15 protein-coding genes are annotated in these 23,280 nt (G+C 46.9%); 7 read left to right on the forward strand and 8 right to left on the reverse strand.

The window, feature by feature from the left end:
• Positions 1-1,320 (forward strand): glucuronate isomerase (gene uxaC, locus FHQ23_RS01470; RefSeq protein ID WP_139612737.1); only part of this gene is annotated, 1,320 nt, incomplete at its 5' end.
• Between the two features lie 32 nt (positions 1,321-1,352).
• On the opposite strand, the gene ppx is transcribed toward uxaC, so the two are convergent.
• The 5 genes from ppx to FHQ23_RS01495 all read right to left on the reverse strand — a co-directional run bounded on the left by ppx (position 1,353) and on the right by FHQ23_RS01495 (position 11,978).
• Entirely contained in the window at positions 1,353-2,876 is a 1,524-nt protein-coding gene (gene ppx / locus FHQ23_RS01475; RefSeq protein WP_139612738.1) for an exopolyphosphatase, read from the reverse strand.
• Positions 2,877-2,881: 5 nt separating this feature from the next.
• On the reverse strand, positions 2,882-4,972 hold the full coding sequence (ppk1, locus tag FHQ23_RS01480; RefSeq protein WP_139612739.1) for a polyphosphate kinase 1: 2,091 nt from the start codon (positions 4,970-4,972) through the stop codon (positions 2,882-2,884).
• A 52-nt stretch (positions 4,973-5,024) separates the two neighbouring features.
• The gene (gene tamB / locus FHQ23_RS01485) at positions 5,025-8,987 is read right to left on the reverse strand and encodes an autotransporter assembly complex protein TamB (protein ID WP_139612740.1); all 3,963 of its coding nucleotides are present in this window, start codon (positions 8,985-8,987) and stop codon (positions 5,025-5,027) included.
• Positions 8,987-10,693 carry an autotransporter assembly complex protein TamA gene (tamA, locus tag FHQ23_RS01490; protein WP_267963592.1) on the reverse strand — a complete coding sequence of 569 codons (1,707 nt, stop codon included), beginning with the start codon at positions 10,691-10,693 and terminating at the stop codon, positions 8,987-8,989. The genes tamB and tamA overlap by 1 nt, the downstream gene beginning before the upstream one ends.
• An 88-nt stretch (positions 10,694-10,781) precedes the next feature.
• The gene (locus FHQ23_RS01495; RefSeq protein WP_139612741.1) at positions 10,782-11,978 is read right to left on the reverse strand and encodes a DUF8462 domain-containing protein; all 1,197 of its coding nucleotides are present in this window, start codon (positions 11,976-11,978) and stop codon (positions 10,782-10,784) included.
• A 342-nt stretch (positions 11,979-12,320) separates the two neighbouring features.
• Between FHQ23_RS01495 and FHQ23_RS01500 the strand changes: the two genes are divergently transcribed.
• The 5 genes from FHQ23_RS01500 to FHQ23_RS01520 all read left to right on the forward strand — a co-directional run bounded on the left by FHQ23_RS01500 (position 12,321) and on the right by FHQ23_RS01520 (position 17,609).
• Positions 12,321-13,622: an extracellular solute-binding protein gene (locus tag FHQ23_RS01500; protein ID WP_139612742.1), complete on the forward strand. Its 1,302-nt coding sequence runs from the start codon at positions 12,321-12,323 to the stop codon at positions 13,620-13,622.
• A 76-nt stretch (positions 13,623-13,698) separates the two neighbouring features.
• Positions 13,699-14,574 (forward strand): ABC transporter permease subunit, encoded by an 876-nt coding sequence (locus FHQ23_RS01505; RefSeq protein ID WP_139612743.1) that lies wholly within the window; start codon positions 13,699-13,701, stop codon positions 14,572-14,574.
• Positions 14,575-14,594: 20 nt separating this feature from the next.
• The gene (locus FHQ23_RS01510) at positions 14,595-15,458 is read left to right on the forward strand and encodes an ABC transporter permease subunit (RefSeq protein ID WP_139608062.1); all 864 of its coding nucleotides are present in this window, start codon (positions 14,595-14,597) and stop codon (positions 15,456-15,458) included.
• Positions 15,459-15,472: 14 nt separating this feature from the next.
• Positions 15,473-16,567 carry an ABC transporter ATP-binding protein gene (locus tag FHQ23_RS01515; protein WP_139612744.1) on the forward strand — a complete coding sequence of 365 codons (1,095 nt, stop codon included), beginning with the start codon at positions 15,473-15,475 and terminating at the stop codon, positions 16,565-16,567.
• A 10-nt stretch (positions 16,568-16,577) separates the two neighbouring features.
• On the forward strand, positions 16,578-17,609 hold the full coding sequence (locus tag FHQ23_RS01520) for an endonuclease/exonuclease/phosphatase family protein (RefSeq protein WP_176552231.1): 1,032 nt from the start codon (positions 16,578-16,580) through the stop codon (positions 17,607-17,609).
• A gap of 402 nt (positions 17,610-18,011) precedes the next feature.
• On the opposite strand, the gene FHQ23_RS01525 is transcribed toward FHQ23_RS01520, so the two are convergent.
• The 3 genes from FHQ23_RS01525 to rhuM form a co-directional block, all read right to left on the reverse strand.
• The gene (locus tag FHQ23_RS01525) at positions 18,012-19,514 is read right to left on the reverse strand and encodes a helicase HerA-like domain-containing protein (RefSeq protein ID WP_139612746.1); all 1,503 of its coding nucleotides are present in this window, start codon (positions 19,512-19,514) and stop codon (positions 18,012-18,014) included.
• Between the two features lie 108 nt (positions 19,515-19,622).
• Positions 19,623-20,522: an HTH-type transcriptional activator IlvY gene (gene ilvY, locus FHQ23_RS01530; RefSeq protein ID WP_139612747.1), complete on the reverse strand. Its 900-nt coding sequence runs from the start codon at positions 20,520-20,522 to the stop codon at positions 19,623-19,625.
• A gap of 50 nt (positions 20,523-20,572) precedes the next feature.
• Positions 20,573-21,550, reverse strand: a complete 978-nt coding sequence (gene rhuM, locus FHQ23_RS01535; RefSeq protein WP_139612748.1) for a RhuM family protein — start codon at positions 21,548-21,550, stop codon at positions 20,573-20,575.
• A gap of 148 nt (positions 21,551-21,698) precedes the next feature.
• On the opposite strand from rhuM, the gene ilvC reads away from it, so the two are divergent.
• Entirely contained in the window at positions 21,699-23,177 is a 1,479-nt protein-coding gene (ilvC, locus tag FHQ23_RS01540; RefSeq protein WP_139612749.1) for a ketol-acid reductoisomerase, read from the forward strand.
• Positions 23,178-23,280: the final 103 nt, after the last annotated feature.

Below are 23,280 nucleotides of genomic sequence, written 5' to 3' on the forward strand. Positions count from 1 at the left end.
ATTTTTGATTACCACTGCCATTTAAATCCGCAAGAGATTGCCGAAAATCGGCAGTTTCAGGATTTAAGCGAAATTTGGCTGGCGGGCGATCACTATAAATGGCGCGCCTTGCGCACTGCCGGCGTAGAAGAACGCTTAATTACCGGTGACGCATCCAATTATGAAAAATATCTGGCGTGGGCAAACACCGTGCCGTTGTGTATCGGTAATCCGATTTATCATTGGACGCATTTGGAGCTGCGCCGTCCGTTCGGCATTGAAAACACACTGTTCAATCCGCAAAATGCCGAGCGAATTTGGCAGCAATGTAATGAAATGTTGCAAGACAGCCGTTTTACCGCCCGTGGCATTATGCAACAGATGAATGTCAAACTGGTCGGCACCACCGACGATCCGATTGATAGCCTACAATATCATCAAGCTATTGCCGCTGATTCGACGTTCGATATCGACGTCGTGCCGAGTTTCCGTCCAGATAAAGCGTTTAAAATCGAGCTACCGCACTTTAACGACTATTTAGCCGAACTGGGCGCAGTCAGCGATATTGACATCGTGACCTTTGCCGATCTGCAACAGGCGCTGTTGAGCCGTCTGGATCACTTTGATCGGCACGGCTGTAAATCCGCTGATCATGGCATTGAAATTTTGCGCTTTGCGTCGATTCCGGCAGAAAAAGAGCTGGATCGGATTTTACAGTTGCGCAGAAATAATCAGCCACTAAGTGAATTGCAAATTGCGCAATTCAGCACGGCAGTTTTAGTCTGGCTGGGGCAGCAATATCAGCAACGTCAATGGGTGATGCAGCTGCATATCGGCGCACTGCGCAACAATAACAGCCGGATGTTTAAGCTGTTGGGGGCTGATGCTGGTTTTGATTCGATTGCCGACCGCACTTTTGCCGAACCGTTGTCACGCTTGCTCGACAGCATGGATCAAACGGACAACTTGCCGAAAACCATTATTTACTGCCTCAATCCGCGTGATAACGAGATGATCGCCAGCATGATCGGCAATTTCCAAGGCGGTGGTGTCGGCGGCAAAATTCAGTTCGGTTCCGGTTGGTGGTTTAACGATCAAAAAGACGGCATGGAGCGCCAGCTGCAACAGCTCTCGCAATTAGGCTTACTGAGCCAATTTGTCGGTATGTTGACTGATTCGCGCAGCTTTTTATCCTACACCCGACATGAATATTTCCGCCGCATTCTGTGCGAAATGTTAGGACAATGGGTCGAAAAAGGCGAAGCGCCGAATGATTTGGATCTGCTGGGCAATATGGTCAGCAATATCTGTTTCCATAATGCGAAAAACTATTTTAAATAGAATAAGGCGGAGATTATCCGCCCTATACCGAATCACTTAAACGCCAACTGGGTATTCAAACTGCTCAGGAATGTTTTTTCGTCGCTGAGTTCGCTTTGGGTCAGGGGGTTGCGGTCTAAGTAGCCATTCTCGAACTCTAATTCCCAATGTGTTAAATCACTGCTGACATCTAGCGTGAATTTATCGGTGAGTTCGGTGGCGCGGCGGGAGCGGTTGATGATCAGGGCAAGCCGCAGCAAGATGATCAAAGCTAATATGTCCTGAACTTCATAACGGTTGTCTTGTGGCGTCAGGTCACTCAGTTTAAAGGATTTGATCTGAAACCGGGTGAGCGTCGCCAGCAGGCGTTGTTGGCTACGGTCGAAACCGGGCAGTTCGCTGTTTTGCAAAATGTAGGCTGAATGTTTTTGTACACCGCTGTGGTTGATGGCAATGCCGACTTCGTGCAGTAAGGCGGCGGAGAGTAAGATATTTTGCATATCGGCAACCAGATCCGGATTGCGCCAGCGTGCGTATTTTTGTCCAAGCAGCACGGCAGTGTCAGCAACTCGCAGTGCTTGATCTTGATCAACGTTGAAATGCTCCATTAGGCTGTTGACGGTACGCTCGCGAATATCGTCCACCTGAAAGCTGCTTTCCAGTCCATACATCACGCCTTCGCGCAACGCACCATCGGAATAGCGCATTTGTTCGATGCGGTAGTTTTCGAATACTGCACTTAGGATTGCTAAGCCGGGCACAAATACGCTGATGCGATCGTCGGTTAGACCGGCAATTTTTAGTTTATCGAAACTGTCGAATTTGAGTACCCGTTCGATAAGTTGTTGCAGATTTTCAGCGGTGATAACCCCGTCGTTATTGAAGTTTTCTGCAATAATCTGACTGACGGTTTTGATGGTGCCGGAAGAACCCAGCACGGATTGCCAGCCCAAATGGCGATATTCCCAAGACAGATCTTCAATTTTGGACAGTGCAGCCTGTTTGGCTTGGTTGAAGTTTTTATTGCTGATTTTACCGTCGCCAAAATAGGTTTTGCCAAAACTGACACAGCCCATGTGGCGGCTTTCGGCGATCAGCGGATTAAAGCCCTCGCCGATAATCATTTCAGTCGAGCCACCGCCGATATCCACCACCAGTTTACGTCCGTTCTCCGGTTGGGTGTGTGACACACCGGAATAGATCAATTTAGCTTCTTCGGTGCCGGAGATAATCCGAATCGGGAACGGAAAGACTTGTGCTGCTGCTGTCAAAAACTCCTCGTTGTTGACGGCACGACGCAGCGTGTATGTACCGACTGCTCTGACATTTTCCGTCGGAAAGCCTTGCAACCTTTCGGCAAATAGGGCAAGACAAGCCACGCCACGTTCAATCGCTTCACGGCTGAGTTGCTGCTTGTCATCCAGTCCTTGCGCCAGTTGTACCCGTTGTTTTAAGCGGGATAAAACTTGAATCGATCCATTGACGATACGCACAATAATCATGTGAAAACTGTTGGAGCCTAAATCAATGGCGGCAAACTCTTTTGCATTCGATTCGGTGGTGGTTTGTTGGTTCATAGGGCTTACTCTTTGATTTTTTCGTTAGATTGGTTCAGTAAATAATTATGGATAGCCAATTGCGAACGGCAAGGCGGTTGATTGTTACGAACATATTTATTTTTCTCTTCCGCATCAATAATACGCGCTTTTGTATTATCTGATAACTGAAGATTTAAAATATCGATCACACACTGTTTGGCATCGGCGTCCAGCAACGGCGCACCGACTTCAATGCGGCGATCTAAATTTCGAGTCATCCAGTCGGCGGAGGAGATATACACGTCTGGATCGCCGTCGTTTTCAAAATAATAGACTCGAGGATGTTCTAAAAAACGGTCGATGATGCTGATGATCTGGATATTTTCGCTCAGTCCATTGACCCCAGCACGCAACGAGCACATACCGCGTAAAATCATGCGAATTTTCACCCCGGCTTGGCTGGCGGTATATAATAAATCCACAATCTCTTGATCAACCAAATTATTGATTTTTAAAATAATACCGCTCTTTTTTCCGGCTTGAGCATGTTTGATTTCACGATTGATCAATGCAGACAGGCGATTTCTGACGTTGATTGGGGAGACTAGTAAATGGCTGAATTTGGTTGGGCTGAATGGCATTTCGATAAAACGGAAGACTCGTTTTACCTCTTCGCTGATCTTACTGTTTTTGGTCAGCAGAGCAAAGTCGGTATAAATCCGCGCGGTACTTTCGTGGAAGTTACCGGTGCCGATGTGGGCGTAATCAACCAGTTGTTCGTTTTCACGTCGGGTGATGAGAAACAGTTTGGAATGGATTTTAAAACCCGGTGAGGAGAACACCACTTTGATATTGCTGTCGGTCAAACGTTTCGCCCAGTTGATGTTGGCTTCTTCATCAAACCGTGCCTGCAACTCGATAATCACCGTCACTTGTTTACCATTGTTGGCAGCGTTCATCAAGGCTTCAATCACACGCGATTTTTTCGCTACTCGATACAGATTAATCTTAATCGCGCTAACTTTCGGATCAAATGAAGCTTGACGCAACAGCTCACAAATGGTGTTAAAACTGTGATATGGATAGTATAGCAAAATATCTTTTTTACTGATGGCTTCCAAAATCGTGCGTGCATGCTTTAATTGCGGATGCACAATCACCGACAGCGGCGCATTCACCAGCTCTTTATTACCTAAATCCGGAAATTGTAGCAGGTGTTTAAAACTTAAATAGCGTCCACCGGCTTCAACCGAATCTAACTTACTGATATTTAATCGCCTTTTTAGCATTTTTAGCAAGGCTTTCGGCATGGATTTTTCATATAGAAAACGTACCGGCTGTGCAGTCACTCGCTGTTTCAGACTGGAGGACATCAATTCCAGCAGGCTGTATTCCACTTCAGTGATCAAATCATATTCCGCATCACGGGTCATTTTGATTGAATAGGCACTGATTTCGTCGTAATTAAAAATTTCAGTATCAAAAATATCTTCCAGGCAGAAACGCAGCACGTTATCCAATAATACAATCCCTTGATGGCGCTTATACCGCTCTTTCGGCAACACAATAAAGCGTGGAATCGGATCGGAGGGAATCGGCAAAATGGCCAGTGTCTGAATTTTCTTATTTTTCTTTAACTCAATGATTAGGTTGGAGTTATGTGCGCTGAGCGAAGTTAATAAATCGATGTCTTCATTCAGAATAATCGGGAAAATATAGGGTTTTATCTCCTGTTTAAAATAGGTTTTCAGCCAGTTTTGATGATAGGGGGAGAGCTGGGTTTCGTTAATCAAAAAGATTTTATGTTTCGCCAGGCGTAACATTAGCCGACTGTAAATTTCATTAAACTGCTTGTTTAGGGTTTCGGTGCGCTGCTGAATCACCTCCAATTGGCTGCGAATCTGTTTGGCGGGCTGCGATTCCTGCCCACGAATAATCAGCAATTTGTGTTTGAGATTGGCGAACCGCACTTGATAGAATTCGTCCAGATTAGAGGCAAAAATGCCCAGAAAGCGAATCCGCTCCAACAACGGATTGCTTTCATCATAGGCCTCTTGCAGCACTCGCTCGTTAAACGCCAACCAGCTCAGCTCCTTCGAGGTGTAGCTGCTTTCATCGATTGCCAGTGATAACATGTTTTCTCCTTTTGACTATTTTTATAATACAGCGTGTTAGCACGCTTTAGTTTTAAAATTCGAATTGGTACAGCAAATCAAATGCTTGGTTCACCCCTGAAACCGATTGTAAATAGAGTTGTGGTAATATCTTATAACGTAAAGTCAGCTCTGCCAATGGCTGAAACAGACCAACACCATATTTTACTTGCAGGCGAGGGGTTATATTACCGCTGACCACCACTTGCGAACTGTCGCCGATGCCGGCGGTATCTAAGGATAAATCGCTGATGCCAAAGGCTTCGCCGATGCCACCCACCAGTTTCCCGCTTTTGGCAAGCCCTAAGCCCAACATGGCGGCGCCAATTGAGGCACTGGAAGCTGAATCACCGCTGCTGCTTAAGCCACGCCCTGTTAAGAGATATGACAATGCTTCGTCTTGCGACATGCCCGGTTCGGAGAACACGACTACATCCGGTTGTTCGGCGATACCGGTCACTTTGATCCCGGCAACGACTTTGCTGTTTTCCATCGCTTCTGGGTTACGAATGGCTTCGATATTGAGGAACGGTTGTGATGCTAAGCCGGAAAAGCTGATTTGTCCGCGCCGTATCAATAAATCTTGCCCGAACGAGGCGTAACGCCCATTTTGAATATTCACTTGTCCGTATAGCCCTAGCATTTTCTCTTGGCGCACAGATAACGTTCCGTTCAGGTTGGCTTTCAAACCGTAGGCGTCCAGCAATACATCATTGCCGATATTCAGCATAATATTGGAGGAGATCAACATGCCATTTTGTTGCTGAAGGGTTGATGTTTGCAACGCTTGACGGATCGCTGCCCGATTTTTGTTATCGACAATCACCAAATCACTGCTGTTGCCGACCGCACTTTCCGGCAGTTCCTCGATTTCAATGCGCGCCCAAGGCACATCAACATTGCCAGTCAGACTTAAGAGCTGTGGTGTGACTTTGGCTTCCACATTCGGGCTGACATCAATTTTGGCGATTCCGGGTAAATCGAGCCGGAAGCGATTGGCTTGTGCGGCAATTTGTGCTTGCCATTGCTCCAGCGAGCGCCAAGAAGCGGAGCCAGTCAGATTTAATTGGCTATCCGGCGTTTTTATGACGCCATTGAGGGTTGAGTTGGTGCCATTAAACGTCAGGTTAAGCTGCCCGTCGCTGATAGCAAACGGCATTGCATACATTTTGGCGCGTAGTGAATCCAGATTAAAATTGCCGTGCAGTAACGGCGCTTGTAAATTGCCACCCAGCTTTAAGTTACTGTTAATATTGCCGTTAATCGACTCGCCTTTGGCTAACAATTGGCTGAGCAGGTTTAAATTGAAACGTTGTAATTGAATGTCGCCAGACAACTGACGGCTTGTCGCCAGATCGCCAATCGTCAAATTGGTTACCAATTTTCCTTGTCGATTGATGTCGGTTTGTGCCTTTAAGGTCAGGTTATTGTCCTGAATTTGGCTATTGATATTCAAATTATTCAGCGTAATTTGGAAAGTGCGGTAATCGATCCGCTGTTTAAAGCCCAGTTCGTTGCTGTCGAGTGCCAGCGCCAATTGAAACGGTTTGTCGCTGTACCAAGCGACACTGCCTTTGCCGTTGACGATGCCGGATGCTTGGCTGTTTTTTTCTAAAAAACTGTTGACCATCGCCAGATTGATCTGTTTCAACTCAAACGGAATGTCGCCCTGAATGCCGGCTTTGAACGGCTGTGGAAAACAGAGCTGTGCTTGTTGGTTGACCCAACAGTGTGCAGAAATATCGGCTTCGGTTTTGGCAGCATTAAAACTGAGTTGCAGGTTTTGGTTATTGCGCCAGTCACCGACCGGTGAGTTCAGGCGAATTTGGCTTAAAGTACCTTGCCAAAGTTCGCTAGCGCGATCAAAACTGCCGTAAATATTCAAGGTACCCGATACCGGATCGCCGCCCGTGCGCAGGTTCAGCTTATGATTTTTTTCGTTGCCTTCGGCAATCAATTTGGTTTGTTGCAGCTTGATGTCGCCATATTGAAACGAGTTCAAATTGAGGTACAGTGCACCGGCAATTATTTCGTCCATATCAATTTTGCCTTTGACACTCAAATTGCGCAGTTGGAAGTCCTGATAATCAATATTTTTGCTGATGAGATCAATATCCGCAGACGGTTTTTGCACGCTGCCCTGAACGTTGATGCGACCGTTTAACGAAGCCGATAATTGTGGCAACAGCCCTGCCAGATTCGGCGCATCAATATCGGCTTGTAGGTTGGATTGTTGGTCAATATGACCGTTTAACAGAATGGTATTGTTGCCATAGACCAACTTCAGTTGATCTGCATTCAGCAATTGTTCGTTACGGCTTTGCAGGTTGCCGCTCAATTGCAATGTTTGATTATTCAAACGTCCGTTAATTGCCACATCGCTCAACTGCACTTGCCACTGTTCGCCGTTGACCGCACCTTGTGTTTGCAGCCCGCCGTTCAATAGCGCTTTCCATTCCGGCAGATAATCGCGAGTATCAATGCCGTCCAGTTTGACCGCACTTTGCCACGTTACGCCGTTACGCCATGCCAGGTTACCCTGCAGATCCAGCTTGCCTTTGAAAGCCTCGACCAACAGTTGTTGAATCTGAAGATCGGCAATCGTACCCTGTGCGTTCAACTGGAGATTGGCTGGCGGAATATCTTGCCCGTCAGCTTGTCCGGATAATGCAATGTGGTATTGCGCCAAATCGCCGTGCAGCTGTAAATCCAGATTTTGTAACCGCACTTGCGGCGGTGGTGCGCCCGTTGTTTGTTCGGCATCGGTAAATGGATAGCGCAACAACGGACTAGTTAGATGGATTTGAAACGGATTGTTCGCTTGATTCAGTTGAAATTGTCCGTCGAGTTGCAGATCGGCTGCCCCTTGGGTTTCAAGCTGTAATACAGTGGTTTGTTTTAATGCGCCGTCTAAGCGCAGCTTGACCGCACTTTGTGGCAGCAACAACACTTCGTTTTGCAGCAATGGATAAATATCTGCATCAATTTGGACATTCAGCGGAAAATCCTGTGCCAAGGTGATCGAGCCTTGCCCATTGAGGTCGAGCAGATCACTGTTGATTTTCAGTTGTTGCAGTTGTACTTGCTCGCCGCTGGCATCAGCCAACAGATCGACTGTCGGAATGGCGATGTTCAATCCGTTTTCACGCTGTTCGAGATAGTGCCAGTCACGACCGTGCAGCCCCAACAGATGAATATCAAATGGCAGAATGACCTGCTGAAGCTCAGCGAATAGTGGTTTTGTCAGCTGCTGTTGCAGCGCTTGCCAGTCAATCGGTGCTGTGCTGTTTTCGGCTTGAGTGGTTTCATGTGTTGCTTGTTGCGTTTTGTCTCCTGACATCGTGACCAGCAACTGTTGAATTTCAGTTGGTTGAATAGTCAGCCCCTGTTGATTATTTAACGAAAGTGCGGTTTGGAAGCGATTTAACGCCACGTGCATATTGTCAACTTGGGTGTTGACCTCACTTAAGCTGACATTGTTCACCTCAATCCCAAGCGGCAGCGTGATACGTCGCATTTCACTCGACGCAGGCTGGCTCTCGTCGGACGGTGGTAAAAGTGCGGTATCGATCCCGACATTGACCTGTTGCAGGCTGACATCATCAATGCACAAACGGCGTTGCCACAAACAAGAAAATTGTAACTGCGCACGTGCTTGCGCCACCGAAACTGAGATGCCTTGACTGTGATATCCCAGATTGTGCAACAGCAAGCCGTCGCTTAAATTGCCGCTGACTTGTTCGATTTTCAGCTCGTCCAGCCACTTGTCTGCCAGTTTTAACAAGCCACGCTGACCGTAACCGCTGCTCAATAAGGCCATTAATCCCAGCACCAAAGCCAACAATAAGCCGAGAATAGCACACAGCCACTTGCGCCAACCGCACTTTTTGCGTTTAGCTGGCGCACTAGTCGTTTCAGCGTGATCGGGGGCTGTTTTTTCTATTGTTTGATCTGGTTGTTGTTCGGACTGTTGTGTTGGGTGATGTTTTGTGTTCATTACAACTCCGTGCCTAAGCCGATGTAAAATTGGATATTTTTGCTATTGTCTTTATCACGAATCGGGGTCGCAATATCAAATTTGACCGCACCGATCGGTGATGCCCAGCGTACACCAACGCCGGCACCGGAGCGCAGTTCGGCGCTGGAGAAACTATTCGCCGCCAAGCCGGTGTCATAAAATACCGCCGCCCACCAGTCGGAATAGACTTGATATTGATATTCAAAATTGGCGATTGCCATGCGTGAAGCGCCGATCAACTTGCCTTCTTCATCTTTCGGCGACACTTTTTTATAGCCGTAACCACGAATACTGCGATCGCCGCCGGCAAAATAGCGTAATGCCGGTGGAATCCGTTCCAACTCATTGGTATTCAGATAGCCGATTTCAAAGCGGGTCAGGAAGCGGTGGTTGGTCTGATAGGTACGGATCCAGGCAGAAGAGGCGCGCACGCTGAAAAAGTCCACATCTGAGCCCCACATTTTGCGCCCGATATTAAAGGTCAGATTCTGTGCATCACCCCATGTCGGGAACATGCCGCCACGCAGTCGAGTCCGGTTGAAGCCGACGGTCGGGTACAGCAACAAGGTTTTGTGCGAAATATCCGCTTGGGTGAAGTCGTCATAACGAGCACGCAGACCAGCGAAATATTGCCAACCGCTGCTGTGATTCCAGTAGCGCAAACCGGCGAGCGTAATGGTGCTGGATTTGGTATCATTGTTGTTTTCTCGCTCCATACCACCGGAAAACTCGTAATAATAATTCATCGGGTTGGATAGCAGTGGAACGCGATAAGTGGCTTCAACCGTTTGTTGTGGTGCCGACAGATACAAGTTACTGCGGAAGCTGTGACCACGGCTGTTGATCCAAGGCTTGCTCCAGCCGATTTGTAAACGCGGTCCCACATCGGTGGAATAACCAATTCCCAATTCAATGCTGTTTTTCTTTTTCGGACGCAGCAGCACGCCTAAATCAACCTGCTTGGCAGCCGCATCCAAGTGCGGTTCCAGCAATACCGAACTGAACCAATTGCTGGCGGTGTAGTTGGCTGTCAGGGTGGAAAGATCATTAATCAGATAAGGCTCACCACGTTCAATTGACAACATGTTACGCAGATAATCTTCACGAATTTGCGAATGGGAAAAACTGATATCGCCGTAGCGGTAGCGTTCACCACTGTTGAACACGATATGCCACACTGCTTTGTGTTCGTCGGGGCTGACGAGTAACTGAGACAACACAAAATCTGCATCAAAATAGCCCCGTTTGGCAGCTAAATTTTGCAGACCGGATTTGTAGGCGTCATAGCTGCCTTGATTCAGCACCGAGCCCACGGCGGGCAAGGTTTGGTTCAGTTTGATAAATTCCGGATCCTGTGCGGCATCGCCTAAAATTTGGATTTCCGGTTGTGCATTTTTCACCGGTTTTGCCAAAGTAACGTTGGCAAACAGCAGATCTTTGGCTGGCGCTGGGCGTGGTTGCAGTTGAAACTCAATCTGATTATTGAAATAGCCCAATGCCCGCAATGCATTTTCAATGGTTTGTCGCACTAAATATTGATAACGTTCCGAACCGTCGGCTTCATCATTACTCAATTGCGATAGATAAATTCGAACATTCTTGCTCAATTCTGGGTTGTCGATGCCTTGCACCCGTAGTAAAACGGTTTGCCCTTGAGCCAGCGCTTTTAGGGGAAGTGCTGGCAGTAATACAGTGCAACCAAGCAGTAGCAAACGGGTGATCTTTCCGGTGAATAACAAACGTTTAAATAATTTCACAGCAACTCCAAATTGGTTATATTGTTCTTTGAATAAAATGGTGTTGTACAAAAGTTCGTCTTAAAAAATCGTCAAACAATGGGACAGTAAAATGTAACTCGCCATAAGTTGGACTGTAAATCATCCCTTTATTAATAATACCCTGTCTTACATTGCTCAATGCAGAATTTTTCTTGCCGAGAATAGCGGCAATTTCAGGTGTTTTGTAAGGGCCATTGCCTAATGATGCCATCGCAATTACATAATCTCGTTCAGCATTCGTTAATCGATCCAAACGGACACTAAAAAAACCGTGATCTAAATGATCAAAAACCTGTTGCGATGCATTGATAACATCAGTTTTTGAGATTGTTGAACCGCTAATAGCATGATCCCAAACTTGTGAACCCCACTCTTGCAGGAAATAAGGATAGCCTTTTGTTTTTTGATAAATCAAAGCTAATGCTTTATCGGAAATGGATTCACCCAAATGTTCAATCGGATTTTTGATCGCTTTAGCGGCTTCGGCTTCGGTTAATGCACCGATAGAAGGGTAACTAAACAGTCGTTCAGCATAAGATTTTGCATCGCCAGACATTGCGGCAACTTGTGGTAGTCCGGCACCAAAAAATAAAATCGGTAGATTTTTTTGATTACATTTATGTAGTGCAACAATAAACGCCGCTAAATCAGTTTTGTTCAGGTATTGCACTTCATCAATCAGAATAGTCCATGGTTTTTTGCCTTCTTTTGCCAACTCTCCAAGGACGACAAAAAGTTCAGAAAGATCGGATTCCAGTTTGCCGCTGTCGGCACTGCCTAGTTCTGGTTCGATTTCAATAGAGATCCCACTAATTTCAAAATTAAAATTCGATAAAAATGATTTAAGCACGGAAAAGCCACGCATGGCTTTGTCTTTAATTGCTTCAATTCGGGATAACTTCTTCAGAACTTGTTGGATTTCAGATTGAAGCACTTCAATTAAATTAATATTTTCATTGGCTTCAATAAAGCTGGTAATGTGCTGGTTTTGTTGTGCAATATCATCTAAATGGTTAAGTAATACCGTTTTCCCTACACCACGCAACCCCAGTAGCATTTGCGATCGGCTTTGATTGCCCAAACTTGCCCGTTTGATACTGACGGTTGCCGTTTCAATAATGGCTTCACGTCCTGCAAGTTCTGGCGGTGATGTGCCTGCGCCAGGAACAAAAGGATTTTTGATTGCATCCATAGAATAATCCTGCCTTAAATATTTTAAGGTATGTATTTTAGCTTAATTAATGATCCACGTCATAGTAGCAAAGTATTTTAAGATATTCATTAATATGTATCGATATGCCTGAAGATTTATTGTGATCGGTGAGACATTATCACAAGATATTTTAATATATTTATTAATATGCATTTATATGTTGCTAGATGTGATGATATGTAATTTTGCCCTAAATTATGCAGATGGTATGCGGTTAGCCAAATTTTAACAGTCATAAAAATGTAACAATTCTTTGTTAGAGTAACCTCGCTCAATGTTGAGTCAATGTTATTTCGCATACCATTCATAAAAGGATTGTTTATGTTAAAAAAGTCAATTTTGCTTACCGCACTTGCCAGCGCAACCGTCTCTTTTTCTGCTAGCGCAGCTACGAATGTCACTTGGTGGCACGCCATGGGTGGACAGCTGGGGGAAACGGTCAATAAGATGGCGGCAGGCTACAATGCTTCACAAAACCAGTGCAAAATCGATCCGATTTATAAAGGCAGCTACGAAGAACTTTTAACCGCAGGTATCGCCGCCTTCCGTGCCAAACAAGCGCCGAATATCATTCAAGTTTATGATGCCGGTTCTGCAACAATCATCAATGCTAAAGGAGCTTTGATTCCGGTGGCGGATCTGTTTGCTGAAAGCGGCGTTGAATTTGATAAAAACGATTATCTGCCGGGCGTGCGTAATTTCTATGCCGACAGTCAGGGCAAAATGATCGGTATGCCGTTCAATTCTTCGGCAGCAATTTTGTATTACAACAAAGCTGCATTGGAAAAAGCCGGGGTGCAGCCGCCAAAAACTTGGGAAGCGTTTGAAGCGATTGCCGAGAAGTTAAAACAAGCGGGTTATACCGCACTTTCGCAATCCCATTCGCCGTGGATTTTGTTTGAAAGTTTCCATTCACGTAACAATCTGCCATTAGCGGATTTGAATAACGGTTTCGACGGTCCGGCAAGCAAATTGAATTACCACAATCCTGAAATGAAAATGCAATTAAGCAAATTCAAAGAGTGGAAAGACAAAGGCTACTATGGCTACTACGGCGAAGGCTGGGGCGATAACCAAACCCCGTTTGAGAAAGGTGAAGTGGCGATGTGGCTAGGCTCCAGCGGTTCTTTCGGCGGAATCAAATCACAAGCGGATTTTGAATTTGGCACGACCTACCTGCCGTATTGGGATTCGATCACCAAAGGTCAGGAATATCACACCTTTATCGGCGGTGCGGCATTGTTTGCGTTTGCAGGCAAAGCCCAAGAGCAAAATGCTTGTACCACCGATTTCTTTAAATTCTTGAGTTTGCCGCAAACACAGGCGGACTGGCATAAAGAGACCGGTTATGTGCCAATTACCACTGCCGCTTATGAAAAAGTGAAAGCGGAAGGCTATTATCAGCAGGAACCAGCGGCAGAAACGGGTATTTTGCAGTTAAATCTGCCGAGCGGCGAGTGGACCAAGGGCTACCGTTTGGGCTTCTATCCACAAATTCGTGAAGTGATCCGCAGTGAAGTAACCAAAGTCTTCACAGGGGCAACTACGGTTGATCAGGCGTTGAGCGTGATTGAAAAAGACGGTAATCAGTTGCTGTCGCGTTTTGCGCAGACGGTGAAATAAGTTCAAGTGCGGTTTTAAGCCGAGGTAGTGCCGACAACGCTAACTACCTCGGTTCTTGTTATTTTGGGACCAGAATATGAATAAAAGAACCTTTAAACACTCTGCTTTACCCTATTTTTTTATTGCGCCGCAACTACTGATTATCGCCGTATTTTTCGTCTGGCCAGCAGTGCAATCGGTCAATATGAGCTTTTATTTACAAGATCCGTTCGGGTTCAGTTCGACGTTTGTCGGTTTACAGAACTACATTGACGTGCTGAAAAATCCCAATTATTTCAAATCGTTCCGCTTTACCTTGCTGTTTTCGCTGTTAGTCACCTTTTTCTCACTGGCGCTTGCTTTGCTGCTGGCGGTGAAAGCCGACCAAGTGATTCGCGCCAAAAACAGTTATAACACCCTGATTATCTGGCCCTATGCGATTGCGCCTGCGGTGGCGGGCTTGCTGGCAGTTTTTCTGTTTGATTCCCATGTTGGGCCACTGTACCAACTGTTTAACCAGATATGGCATTTTGATCATAAATTGGATTCATTTGATGCGACGTTAGCGTTGGTGCTGGTATCCGTTTGGAAGCAGGTCAGCGTCAATTTTGTTTATTTTATTGCGGGTTTACAGGGCATACCGCACTCGGTGAAGGAAGCCGCGGCAATTGATTGTAAAAGTCGTACTAAGCGCTTTTGGACGATCACTTTTCCATTGCTGGCGCCGACCACGTTTTTCTTACTGGTGATCAACATTACTTACGCCTTTTTTGAAACCTTCGGCATCATCGACACCTTGACTCGCGGTCGCCCAAGCGGTGAAACCTCAACCTTAGTGTATAAAATCTATCAGGATGGCTTTCTTGGCGCAGATTTGGGCGGTAGTTCGGCACAATCGGTGTTGTTGATGGTATTTGTGATGTTGCTGACGGTGGTACAGTTCCGTTTTTTAGAAAAGAAAATTCACTATTGATCAACGCTTGAGGAATAATGATGAAAACAAAATTTTTTGATCATCTGATTTTAATCAGTGGGGTGATCTTTTTGATGCTGCCGGTGTGGTTGGCGCTGACGTCGTCCACCCACAGCGCTGAATATTTGGCGCGCAACGGGATACAATTTTGGTTCGGTGATGAATTTATCAGCACTTATCGTGATCTACTGTTCGGCTCCTCCAGTGTCTTTTTAAATGATAGCTCGCTGCAAATCGAAGGTGCCAGCGGTTTGGTGATGCTAAAAAACTCGCTGATTCTGGGCTTGGGTTTTGCGATCGGTAAAATCATCATTTCAATGTTGGCAGCGTATGCGATTGTCTATTTCCGCTTCCCGCTGGGAACATTCCTGTTCTGGATTATCTTCAGTTCGCTGCTGTTGCCGCTCGAAGTGCGGATCATTCCGTCCTACGAAATCGTAGCACAATTGGGCATGGTCAACAGTTACACCGGCTTGATTTTACCGCTGATTGCGTCGGCAACGGCAACGTTTTTCTTCCGCCAGTTTTTTCTGTCGATTCCGGACGAGCTGATCGAAGCCGCCAAAATGGATAATGCCGGACCTTGGCGCTTTTTCATCGATATTTTATTGCCGTTGTCAAAAGCGATGATTGCCGCGATTTTCATTATTATGTTCGTGGTCGGTTGGAATCAGTATCTATGGCCGATTTTAATGACCACCGATGACAGTTTCAAAACCTTGCTGTTGGGGATTAAAGACATTATCAATGTGTTGGACGACGGCAAAATTCCGGCATACAACCGCGCTTTTGCCTTGGCAGTATTGTCGATTGCACCGCCGGTATTGGTGGTGGTGCTGTTCCAAAAATGGTTTATCAAAGGTTTGGTTGATTCCGACAAATAAACGAGAGAAAAACGATGTCCGCATTAGAAATCAGAAATGTCAGTAAAATTTATCCTAACGGCAAAGTGGCAACGCAACATGCCGATATCAGTATTGAAACCGGTGAGTTTGTGGTGTTTGTTGGGCCGTCCGGTTGTGGCAAATCGACCTTGTTACGCATGATTGCCGGGCTAGAGTCGATTACGTCAGGCGATATTTTGTTGGCAGACGAACGCATTAATGATTTGGAACCTGCAGATCGCAACATCGCAATGGTGTTTCAAAACTACGCCTTGTATCCGCATATGACGGTGTTTAAAAATCTGGCGTATGGCTTGATTAACCGTCAGTACCCAAAAGCGGAAATTCAAAAACGGGTAGAAACTACCGCAAAAATGTTACAGTTAAGTGAGTATCTGCACAGCAAACCGAAAGAGCTTTCCGGCGGTCAGCGGCAGCGAGTGGCAATGGGACGGGCGATTGTGCGTGAACCGAAACTGTTTTTGTTTGATGAGCCGTTATCCAATCTGGATGCCAAACTGCGTAACACCATGCGCTTGGAAATCAAAGCATTACAGCGACGTTTGAAAACGACTGCGGTGTATGTCACCCATGATCAGGTGGAAGCGATGACGATGGCGGATAAAATCGTGATTCTCAATCGCGGTAAGGTTGAGCAAATCGGTACGCCGCAAGCGATCTATCACCGTCCGCAAAATTTGTTTGTGGCAACGTTTATGGGCTCACCGGCGATGAATATTTTAGATGCCAGTGTGCAGCAAAATATGCTGCGGCTGCCAAGCGGGCACTACTTCAAACCGGCATTCGCATTGCCTGAAAATTGGCAGGGAAGAGCGGTCAAAATCGGAATCCGTTCGGAAAAAATCCAATTGTCACGCCAGCCACCGATGGTGGAAAACCCGTTTTTGCTGGCGGTCAAGGTGGTTGAAGATCTGGGCGCACAACGGGTGATTCACGGCAGTTTAGGTTCGCAACCACTATTGGCAGTGACTGAAATGCGTGATATTACCGCCGACGAAACCTTGTATTTCAGCGTTGCCAGCAGCGACATCTACCTGTTTGATGCCGAAAGCGGACAGGCAATTTATCAAGATAATATCAATCCTTAAGGCGGTGAAGATGACAAAGCAAGACATTACGTTAATTACCCGCCTCTGTTCTGAATTGCCAGCGGTGTCTGAAGCTACCTTGCGTGAAATTTTGCAGGCAGAGCGCAGCAGTGAGGTGCATCGCCACTATATGCAACTGCCTTGTATGCATTGCATTGAATGCGGAAATGCTGCAAATGCACAGCGCTTATCTACCGAGTTTCGTGTGATTGCTTGGAATCTGGAACGTTGTCTCGATGTGAATGCAAGTGCGGTGTTGCTGCGTCAATATCAACCGGATATTGTGCTGTTGTCAGAAATGGACAACGGCATGGCGCGCACGCAACAACGCCACACCACACAGGCATTGGCGCAAGAGCTGGATATGTATTATCTGTACGCTGTCGAGTTTCTGGAGCTGGATTTAGGCAGTGAAATCGAGCGCAAATTAGCAAGCGATGATTTCAATGATAAAGGCTGGCACGGCAATGCGATTCTCAGCAAAGTACCGTTTAAATCGGCGGCGATGCTGCGTTTTGATGATCACGGACACTGGTTTAGCGGACAAAAAGTGGGTAATCACTTCGGCGAAGCCCGCATCGGCGGACGTATGGCATTGTTGGCAGAAGTGGCAACTTCACAAGGTAATCTGTTAGTGGTCAGCACCCATTTGGAAAGCAACGTTAATCAGGATTTAGCTTATCGAGAACAACAAATGCGCACTCTTGCACAAGCCTGTCAGCAGTTTCGCCCTGATTTACCGGTGATTATCGGTGGTGACTTAAACAGTGGCAACAACCTTGCCGATGGTTTAGATCACCATGCGGAACCGTTGTTTGCGACAATGGAACAGGTGGGCTATCACTGGCAGGCGAATCCCCTCGGCGTGACGACACATCAATCAAGAATCACCCTGCGCCAGGATCGACAACAAAAATTGGATTGGTTCTGTGCCAAAGCGATCCAATGCTCCCACCGTGAAATTCTGTCTGCCTTCACCCCTGATGGCACACCGTTGTCTGACCACGAACCGATTTTAGCTGATTGGGTTTATCCGAAATAACCTGCCCACAGCACGGAGCGATGCTGGCACAAATTTGTCACTTGCCTTGCCCTTCGCCCCTTGTGGGAGAAGGACAGATTTTAGCTTCGTTCAGAAGCAAAAATCAGGATGAGGGGGCAGGGTGCAGTGCTGTGATCCTATGTTTCACCCTCATCCGCCCTTCGGGCACCTTCTCCCATCAAGGGAGAAGGGAATAATGTGCTGGCAATTGAGTTGGTGAAAACGCTGGAACGTAGTTGTTAGAACTCCTTCGCCCCTTGTGGGAGAAGGACAGATTTTAGCTTCGTTCAGAAGCAAAAATCAGGATGAGGGGGCAGGGTGCAGTGCTGTGATCCTATGTTTCACCCTCATCCGCCCTTCAGGCACCTTCTCCCATCAAGGGAGAAGGATTAAAGCGATTACTTATTTCTTCAACGCCCCCAAAATGCCACGCACAATTTGGCGGGAGATTTGGTTGCGGATATTACGACCGACACTTTTGCTGACACTGCTGACCAGTTGCTCGGTGACCGTCAGTTGTTCGCCACGTTTTTTAGTGCCGAAGATCATACGGCTGAGGCTGCCGAACAGGCTGCTGTCTTCCTGTTGCGCCTGCTCTGCTTGTTTCTGCGCCACTGCTTCCAGATTCTGCTGCTCGGCGTTCAGCACTTCAAATGCCGATTCGTTATCGACTTCATCGCGGTAGAACGGATATAACTCGTCATCTTTCACCCATGCAATACGTTGCTCGGCGCTGATCGGTTTCAACTGGCTTTTCGGCGGATAGATATAGGCGATTTCCACCGGCGTTGGCATGCCTTTTTCATCGAGGAATGAAACCAACGCCTCGCCAACACCCAGTGCGGTAATCGCTTCCACCACATTGACATCAGGATTGGTGCGGAAAGTTTCGGCGGCGGATTTAACTGCTTTTTGATCGCGCGGGGTAAAAGCACGCAGCGCATGTTGAATCCGGTTGCCCAATTGCCCCAGCACGCTGTCGGGCAAGTCGAGCGGGTTTTGCGTGACAAAATACACCCCGACGCCTTTGGAACGGATTAAACGCACTACTTGCTCGATTTTCTCCACAAGTGCGGTTGGCGCACCGTCAAACAGCAAATGCGCTTCATCAAAAAACATCACAAATGTTGGTTTATCCGGATCGCCAACCTCCGGCAGATTTTCAAACAATTCCGACATCAGCCACAGCAAAAAGGCGCCGTACATGCGGCTGGAGTTGATCAGTTTTTCGGAATTGAGGATATTGATCACGCCTTTGCCGTCACGGGTTTGCAGCCAGTCGTCCAAATTCAGCGCCGGTTCGCCGAATAGCTTGGTTGCACCCTCGTTCTCCAGCGTTAACAGTGAACGCTGAATCGCCCCCACACTGGCGGCGGACACATTGCCGTATTCCACCCGATATGCGGCGGCATTGTCGGCAACGTGTTTTAACATCGCACGCAAATCTTTCAAATCAATCAGCAGCAAGCCTTTGTCGTCTGCTACACGGAACACCAGATTCAGCAAGCCCTCTTGGGTGGCGTTCAGGTTTAACAGCCGCGACAGCAACAAAGGCCCCATTTCGGAAATCGTAGTGCGCAGCGGAATGCCGCTCTCGCCGAATACGTCCCAAAATGAGACCGGATAACCGCTCAAATAGCTTTCGCCGCCCAAGCCAAACTGCTCAATGCGTTCTGCCACTTTGCCTTGCAGCTCCCCGGCTTTGACTAAACCGGAAATATCGCCTTTGACATCGACCAAAAACACGGGCACACCGTCGTCACTGAAGGCTTCTGCCAGTTTGCGCAGACTGATGGTTTTGCCGGTGCCAGTCGCTCCGGCAATCAAGCCGTGACGATTGGCCATTTTGGCGGTTAAAGACAGGGTTTTGCCTTGTTTGGTTTGGGCTAGTGTGTATTGACTCATAGCGGTATCCTTTTGAAATGTTATCTGGTCTGATAAGTGCAGAGATGATAACGGATTTACTAGATTGACGAAAGTTTAAACCGCACTTTAATACCGCTTCGACACAGTTTATTTTAGTGATGGGCTGGCATCGGTCAAAACCGACCAAAATGCGGCAATCAACGGCTGCTGCAAGCGTTTTTTTTGTACGCAAACCCCCAGTTCAAAGGCACTGGCGGACAGAGGCAGATCCAGATAAGAAACCTGCCCGTTCATCGGGCTGTTTTTGATTACGATGTCCGGCAGCAGCGCCACGCCACAACCCAGTGCTACCATCGGCACAATACCCTCATGCCCGCTGACCGAGGCATAAATTTTTGGCTGTTTGAATTTCATCTGCTTGAACCACAGATCGATGCGCTCACGCACCGGCCCGGCGACCGGCAAAATAAACGGGATCTGTTCCCAATCAATCGGTTGCTGCTGCAATAAGCGTGTGGACGGGCAAGCAACACGTGGTGCGATCAAGCAGAGTTGGATATGGTCGATAAAGTGGAAATCAATATTGTCAGGCAATTTCAGCGGCTTGCCGACCAATGCCAAATCGGCCTGCTGTGACCGCACTTGCTCTAACGCATTGGCGGGGTCACCGGTGGTTAGTTTGATTTCGACTTTCGGGTATTGGCGCCGAAAGGCTTCCAGAATCGGCGGCAGATGGCTGTAAGCCGCGGTGACTGAACAAAACAGTTTCAACTCGCCGCTCAGCTCTTGTTGAATCGGCTGCAACTGAATTTTGATTTGCTGCCAGCGCTGCCACGCCGGTAGTGCGAACTGTAAAAACTGCTCACCGGCTTCGGTCAGGCTGACCTGGCGGTTGTCGCGTAAAAACAGCGGTTGTTTCAGCTCGGCTTCCATTTTTTGAATCTGGCGCGAAAGGGTAGACGGGCTCATATGATTTTGTAGTGCCGTTTGGTTGAAATTCCGTTTTTCCACCAAATCCAGAAACAGTTTTATCTCTTGAAAGTTCATCGTGACCGCACTTTGTTTTCAATTATTCAGCTAGGGTTTTAACAGGCTTATTATTTATCCAATTGTTTAATAAATTGCTCAAAATCCGACGTAATTTTTTGCTGTCGATTAAATGCTCGGTATTCTTCAACGGCTTTTTGCGTGGCTTGTTTGTGGCTGATTTTGCCGCTATCTTGTAAAATCTCATAACGGTTAAAACTCAAAAAATCATCAATACTTTTGGCAAAATCCTGCATGCTTAATAGATACTCGTCTTCTAGTAGGCGTTCAACATAATCAAAATAAGCAGAAACATTGCGTTCTAGTTTTTTGATTTCCTGCTCCGATAGATAATTTTTTGCCACCACCACATCAGATTGCAAAATCCGCCCAGTTGGAGCATTTTTCCATGTAGTTAGCCCCATGTGAGTTTTGTGTTGATCTGCGTGGTGATAAACAATTTCTGCTGCGGTTTGTCCTGTAATGGCGTAGTGAAATTTGTTTTGCACATTGGCGTAGAATTGACGGGTAATTTCCGAATTTTTATCATAATCATAGGAAATTTCAGCAAAAATATCGGTTAGTTGCTTCCAAATCCGTTGCTCGCTAGCGCGGATTGAGCGAACGGTTTCCAGCAATTCACGGAAATAATCTTTACCGAAGGCATTTTCACCGTGCTTCATGCGATCGATATCAACGATAAAGCCTTTTTGGATATAGGCCTTTAAAATCTCGCTTGCCCAAATACGGAATTTAGTGGCTTTGTTAGAATTGACTCGGTAGCCGACAGAGATGACGGCATCAAGATTATAAAATGTCGTCAGGTAGTTTTTTCCATCTACAGCAGTTGTTCGGATTTTCCGAACAACTGAACTTTGCTCAAGCTCACCGCTATCAAAGATATTTTTTAGGTGTTCGCTCACCGTTGATTTTGCTACTCCAAACAGCTGAGCAATATTTTTTTGTGTTACCCACAGGGTTTCATCTTGCACCAAGACTTCTGTATGTTCGCTGTTGTCGTAAATTAAAAATTGGATTTCGTTCATCATCTCTCCCTATCGCTGCTAAAACTATTTGCAAAAAATGCAACTATAGATTGTAATAATATCAATTTTCGCAATCAGGATTTTAGACTATACTGACCGCACTTGTCCATTGGGGACAACCTGTTATTTACCCTTAAACTGAGGAAAACCCATGTCTAACTATTTTAATACCCTGAATCTGCGTCAGCAGCTGGATCAATTGGGGCGCTGCCGTTTTATGGCGCGCGAAGAGTTTGCTGATGAAGCCAATTATCTGAAAGGCAAAAAAATCGTGATTATCGGCTGTGGTGCGCAAGGTTTGAACCAAGGTTTGAATATGCGCGATTCCGGCTTGGATGTCAGCTATGCCTTGCGTCAGCAAGCGATTGATGAAAAACGCGCTTCGTTCACCTGTGCCAGCGAAAATGGGTTTAAAGTCGGCACTTATGAAGATCTGATTCCCACTGCGGATTTAGTGATCAACCTGACGCCGGACAAACAACACTCTGCGGTGGTGCAAGCGGTGATGCCGTTGATGAAACAAGGTGCGGCATTGGGCTATTCACACGGCTTGAATATCGTCGAAGTGGGCGAACAAATCCGCAAAGACATCACAGTCGTGATGGTGGCGCCGAAATGTCCGGGCACGGAAGTGCGTGAAGAGTATAAGCGCGGTTTCGGCGTGCCGACGTTGATCGCCGTCCACCCGGAAAATGATCCGCAAAACGAAGGCTGGGCAATTGCCAAAGCTTGGGCAGCGGCGACCGGCGGTCACCGTGCTGGCTGTTTGGCTTCCTCTTTCGTGGCAGAAGTGAAATCTGACTTAATGGGCGAACAAACTATTCTGTGTGGTATGCTGCAAGCCGGCTCTCTGATTTGTTACGATAAATTGGTGGCTGAAGGTAAAGATCCGGCCTATGCTGCCAAATTGATTCAATTCGGTTGGGAAACCATCACGGAATCGCTGAAACAAGGCGGGATCACGTTGATGATGGATCGCCTGTCCAACAGTGCCAAAATCCGTGCTTACGAACTATCCGAGCAGATCAAAGGCTTGTTGCAAGCTCTATTTGAAAAACACATGGACGATATTATCAGCGGCACATTCTCGCGCGTGATGATGGAGGACTGGGCGAATAACGACGTGAATTTGCTGACGTGGCGTGAGCAAACTGGGCAAACTGCCTTTGAAAAAGCACCGAAATATGAGGGCAAAATCAGCGAACAAGAGTACTACGACAATGGCGTGGTGATGGTAGCCATGGTTAAAGCCGGCGTAGAATTGGCGTTTGATACCATGGTGGCGAGCGGAATTTTGCAAGAGTCCGCCTATTATGAATCGCTGCACGAACTGCCGTTAATCGCCAATACCATCGCGCGTAAACGTCTGTATGAAATGAACGTAGTGATTTCCGACACCGCCGAATACGGCAACTACCTGTTCGCTTTTGCTGCCGACCCGATTCTGCGCGAAAAATTGGTACCGACCTTGGTGCGCGGTGACTTGGGTGAGAAAGTGGTTTCCGATGAAATCGACAACGTCCGCCTGCGTGATGTCAACGAAGCCATCCGCAACCACCCAATCGAAAAAGTCGGTAAAGTGCTGCGTGACTATATGAAAGATATGAAAAAAATCGCTGTAGCCAGCTAAGCTGGCCGCACTTTGCGTTGACCGTACTTTGCGAATGTGGAATCCCTTTGGTATCAGCATAAACCAGAGGGATTTTTTTATTGCCCAAACATCACCAGACCCT

Origin of the sequence: Testudinibacter crocodili (genome assembly GCF_006228025.1) — a bacterium.
GTDB lineage: Bacteria > Pseudomonadota > Gammaproteobacteria > Enterobacterales > Pasteurellaceae > Chelonobacter.

Excerpts from the sequence above, each read along its gene's own strand:
- ppx (WP_139612738.1), bottom strand. The coding sequence starts at position 2,876 with ATGAACCAACAAACCACCACCGAATCGAATGCAAAAGAGTTTGCCGCC.
- ppk1 (WP_139612739.1), bottom strand. The coding sequence starts at position 4,972 with ATGTTATCACTGGCAATCGATGAAAGCAGCTACACCTCGAAGGAGCTG.
- tamB (WP_139612740.1), bottom strand. The coding sequence starts at position 8,987 with ATGAACACAAAACATCACCCAACACAACAGTCCGAACAACAACCAGAT.
- FHQ23_RS01495 (WP_139612741.1), bottom strand. The coding sequence starts at position 11,978 with ATGGATGCAATCAAAAATCCTTTTGTTCCTGGCGCAGGCACATCACCG.
- FHQ23_RS01500 (WP_139612742.1), top strand. The coding sequence starts at position 12,321 with ATGTTAAAAAAGTCAATTTTGCTTACCGCACTTGCCAGCGCAACCGTC.
- FHQ23_RS01505 (WP_139612743.1), top strand. The coding sequence starts at position 13,699 with ATGAATAAAAGAACCTTTAAACACTCTGCTTTACCCTATTTTTTTATT.
- FHQ23_RS01510 (WP_139608062.1), top strand. The coding sequence starts at position 14,595 with ATGAAAACAAAATTTTTTGATCATCTGATTTTAATCAGTGGGGTGATC.
- FHQ23_RS01515 (WP_139612744.1), top strand. The coding sequence starts at position 15,473 with ATGTCCGCATTAGAAATCAGAAATGTCAGTAAAATTTATCCTAACGGC.
- FHQ23_RS01520 (WP_176552231.1), top strand. The coding sequence starts at position 16,578 with ATGACAAAGCAAGACATTACGTTAATTACCCGCCTCTGTTCTGAATTG.
- FHQ23_RS01525 (WP_139612746.1), bottom strand. The coding sequence starts at position 19,514 with ATGAGTCAATACACACTAGCCCAAACCAAACAAGGCAAAACCCTGTCT.
- ilvY (WP_139612747.1), bottom strand. The coding sequence starts at position 20,522 with ATGAACTTTCAAGAGATAAAACTGTTTCTGGATTTGGTGGAAAAACGG.
- rhuM (WP_139612748.1), bottom strand. The coding sequence starts at position 21,550 with ATGATGAACGAAATCCAATTTTTAATTTACGACAACAGCGAACATACA.
- ilvC (WP_139612749.1), top strand. The coding sequence starts at position 21,699 with ATGTCTAACTATTTTAATACCCTGAATCTGCGTCAGCAGCTGGATCAA.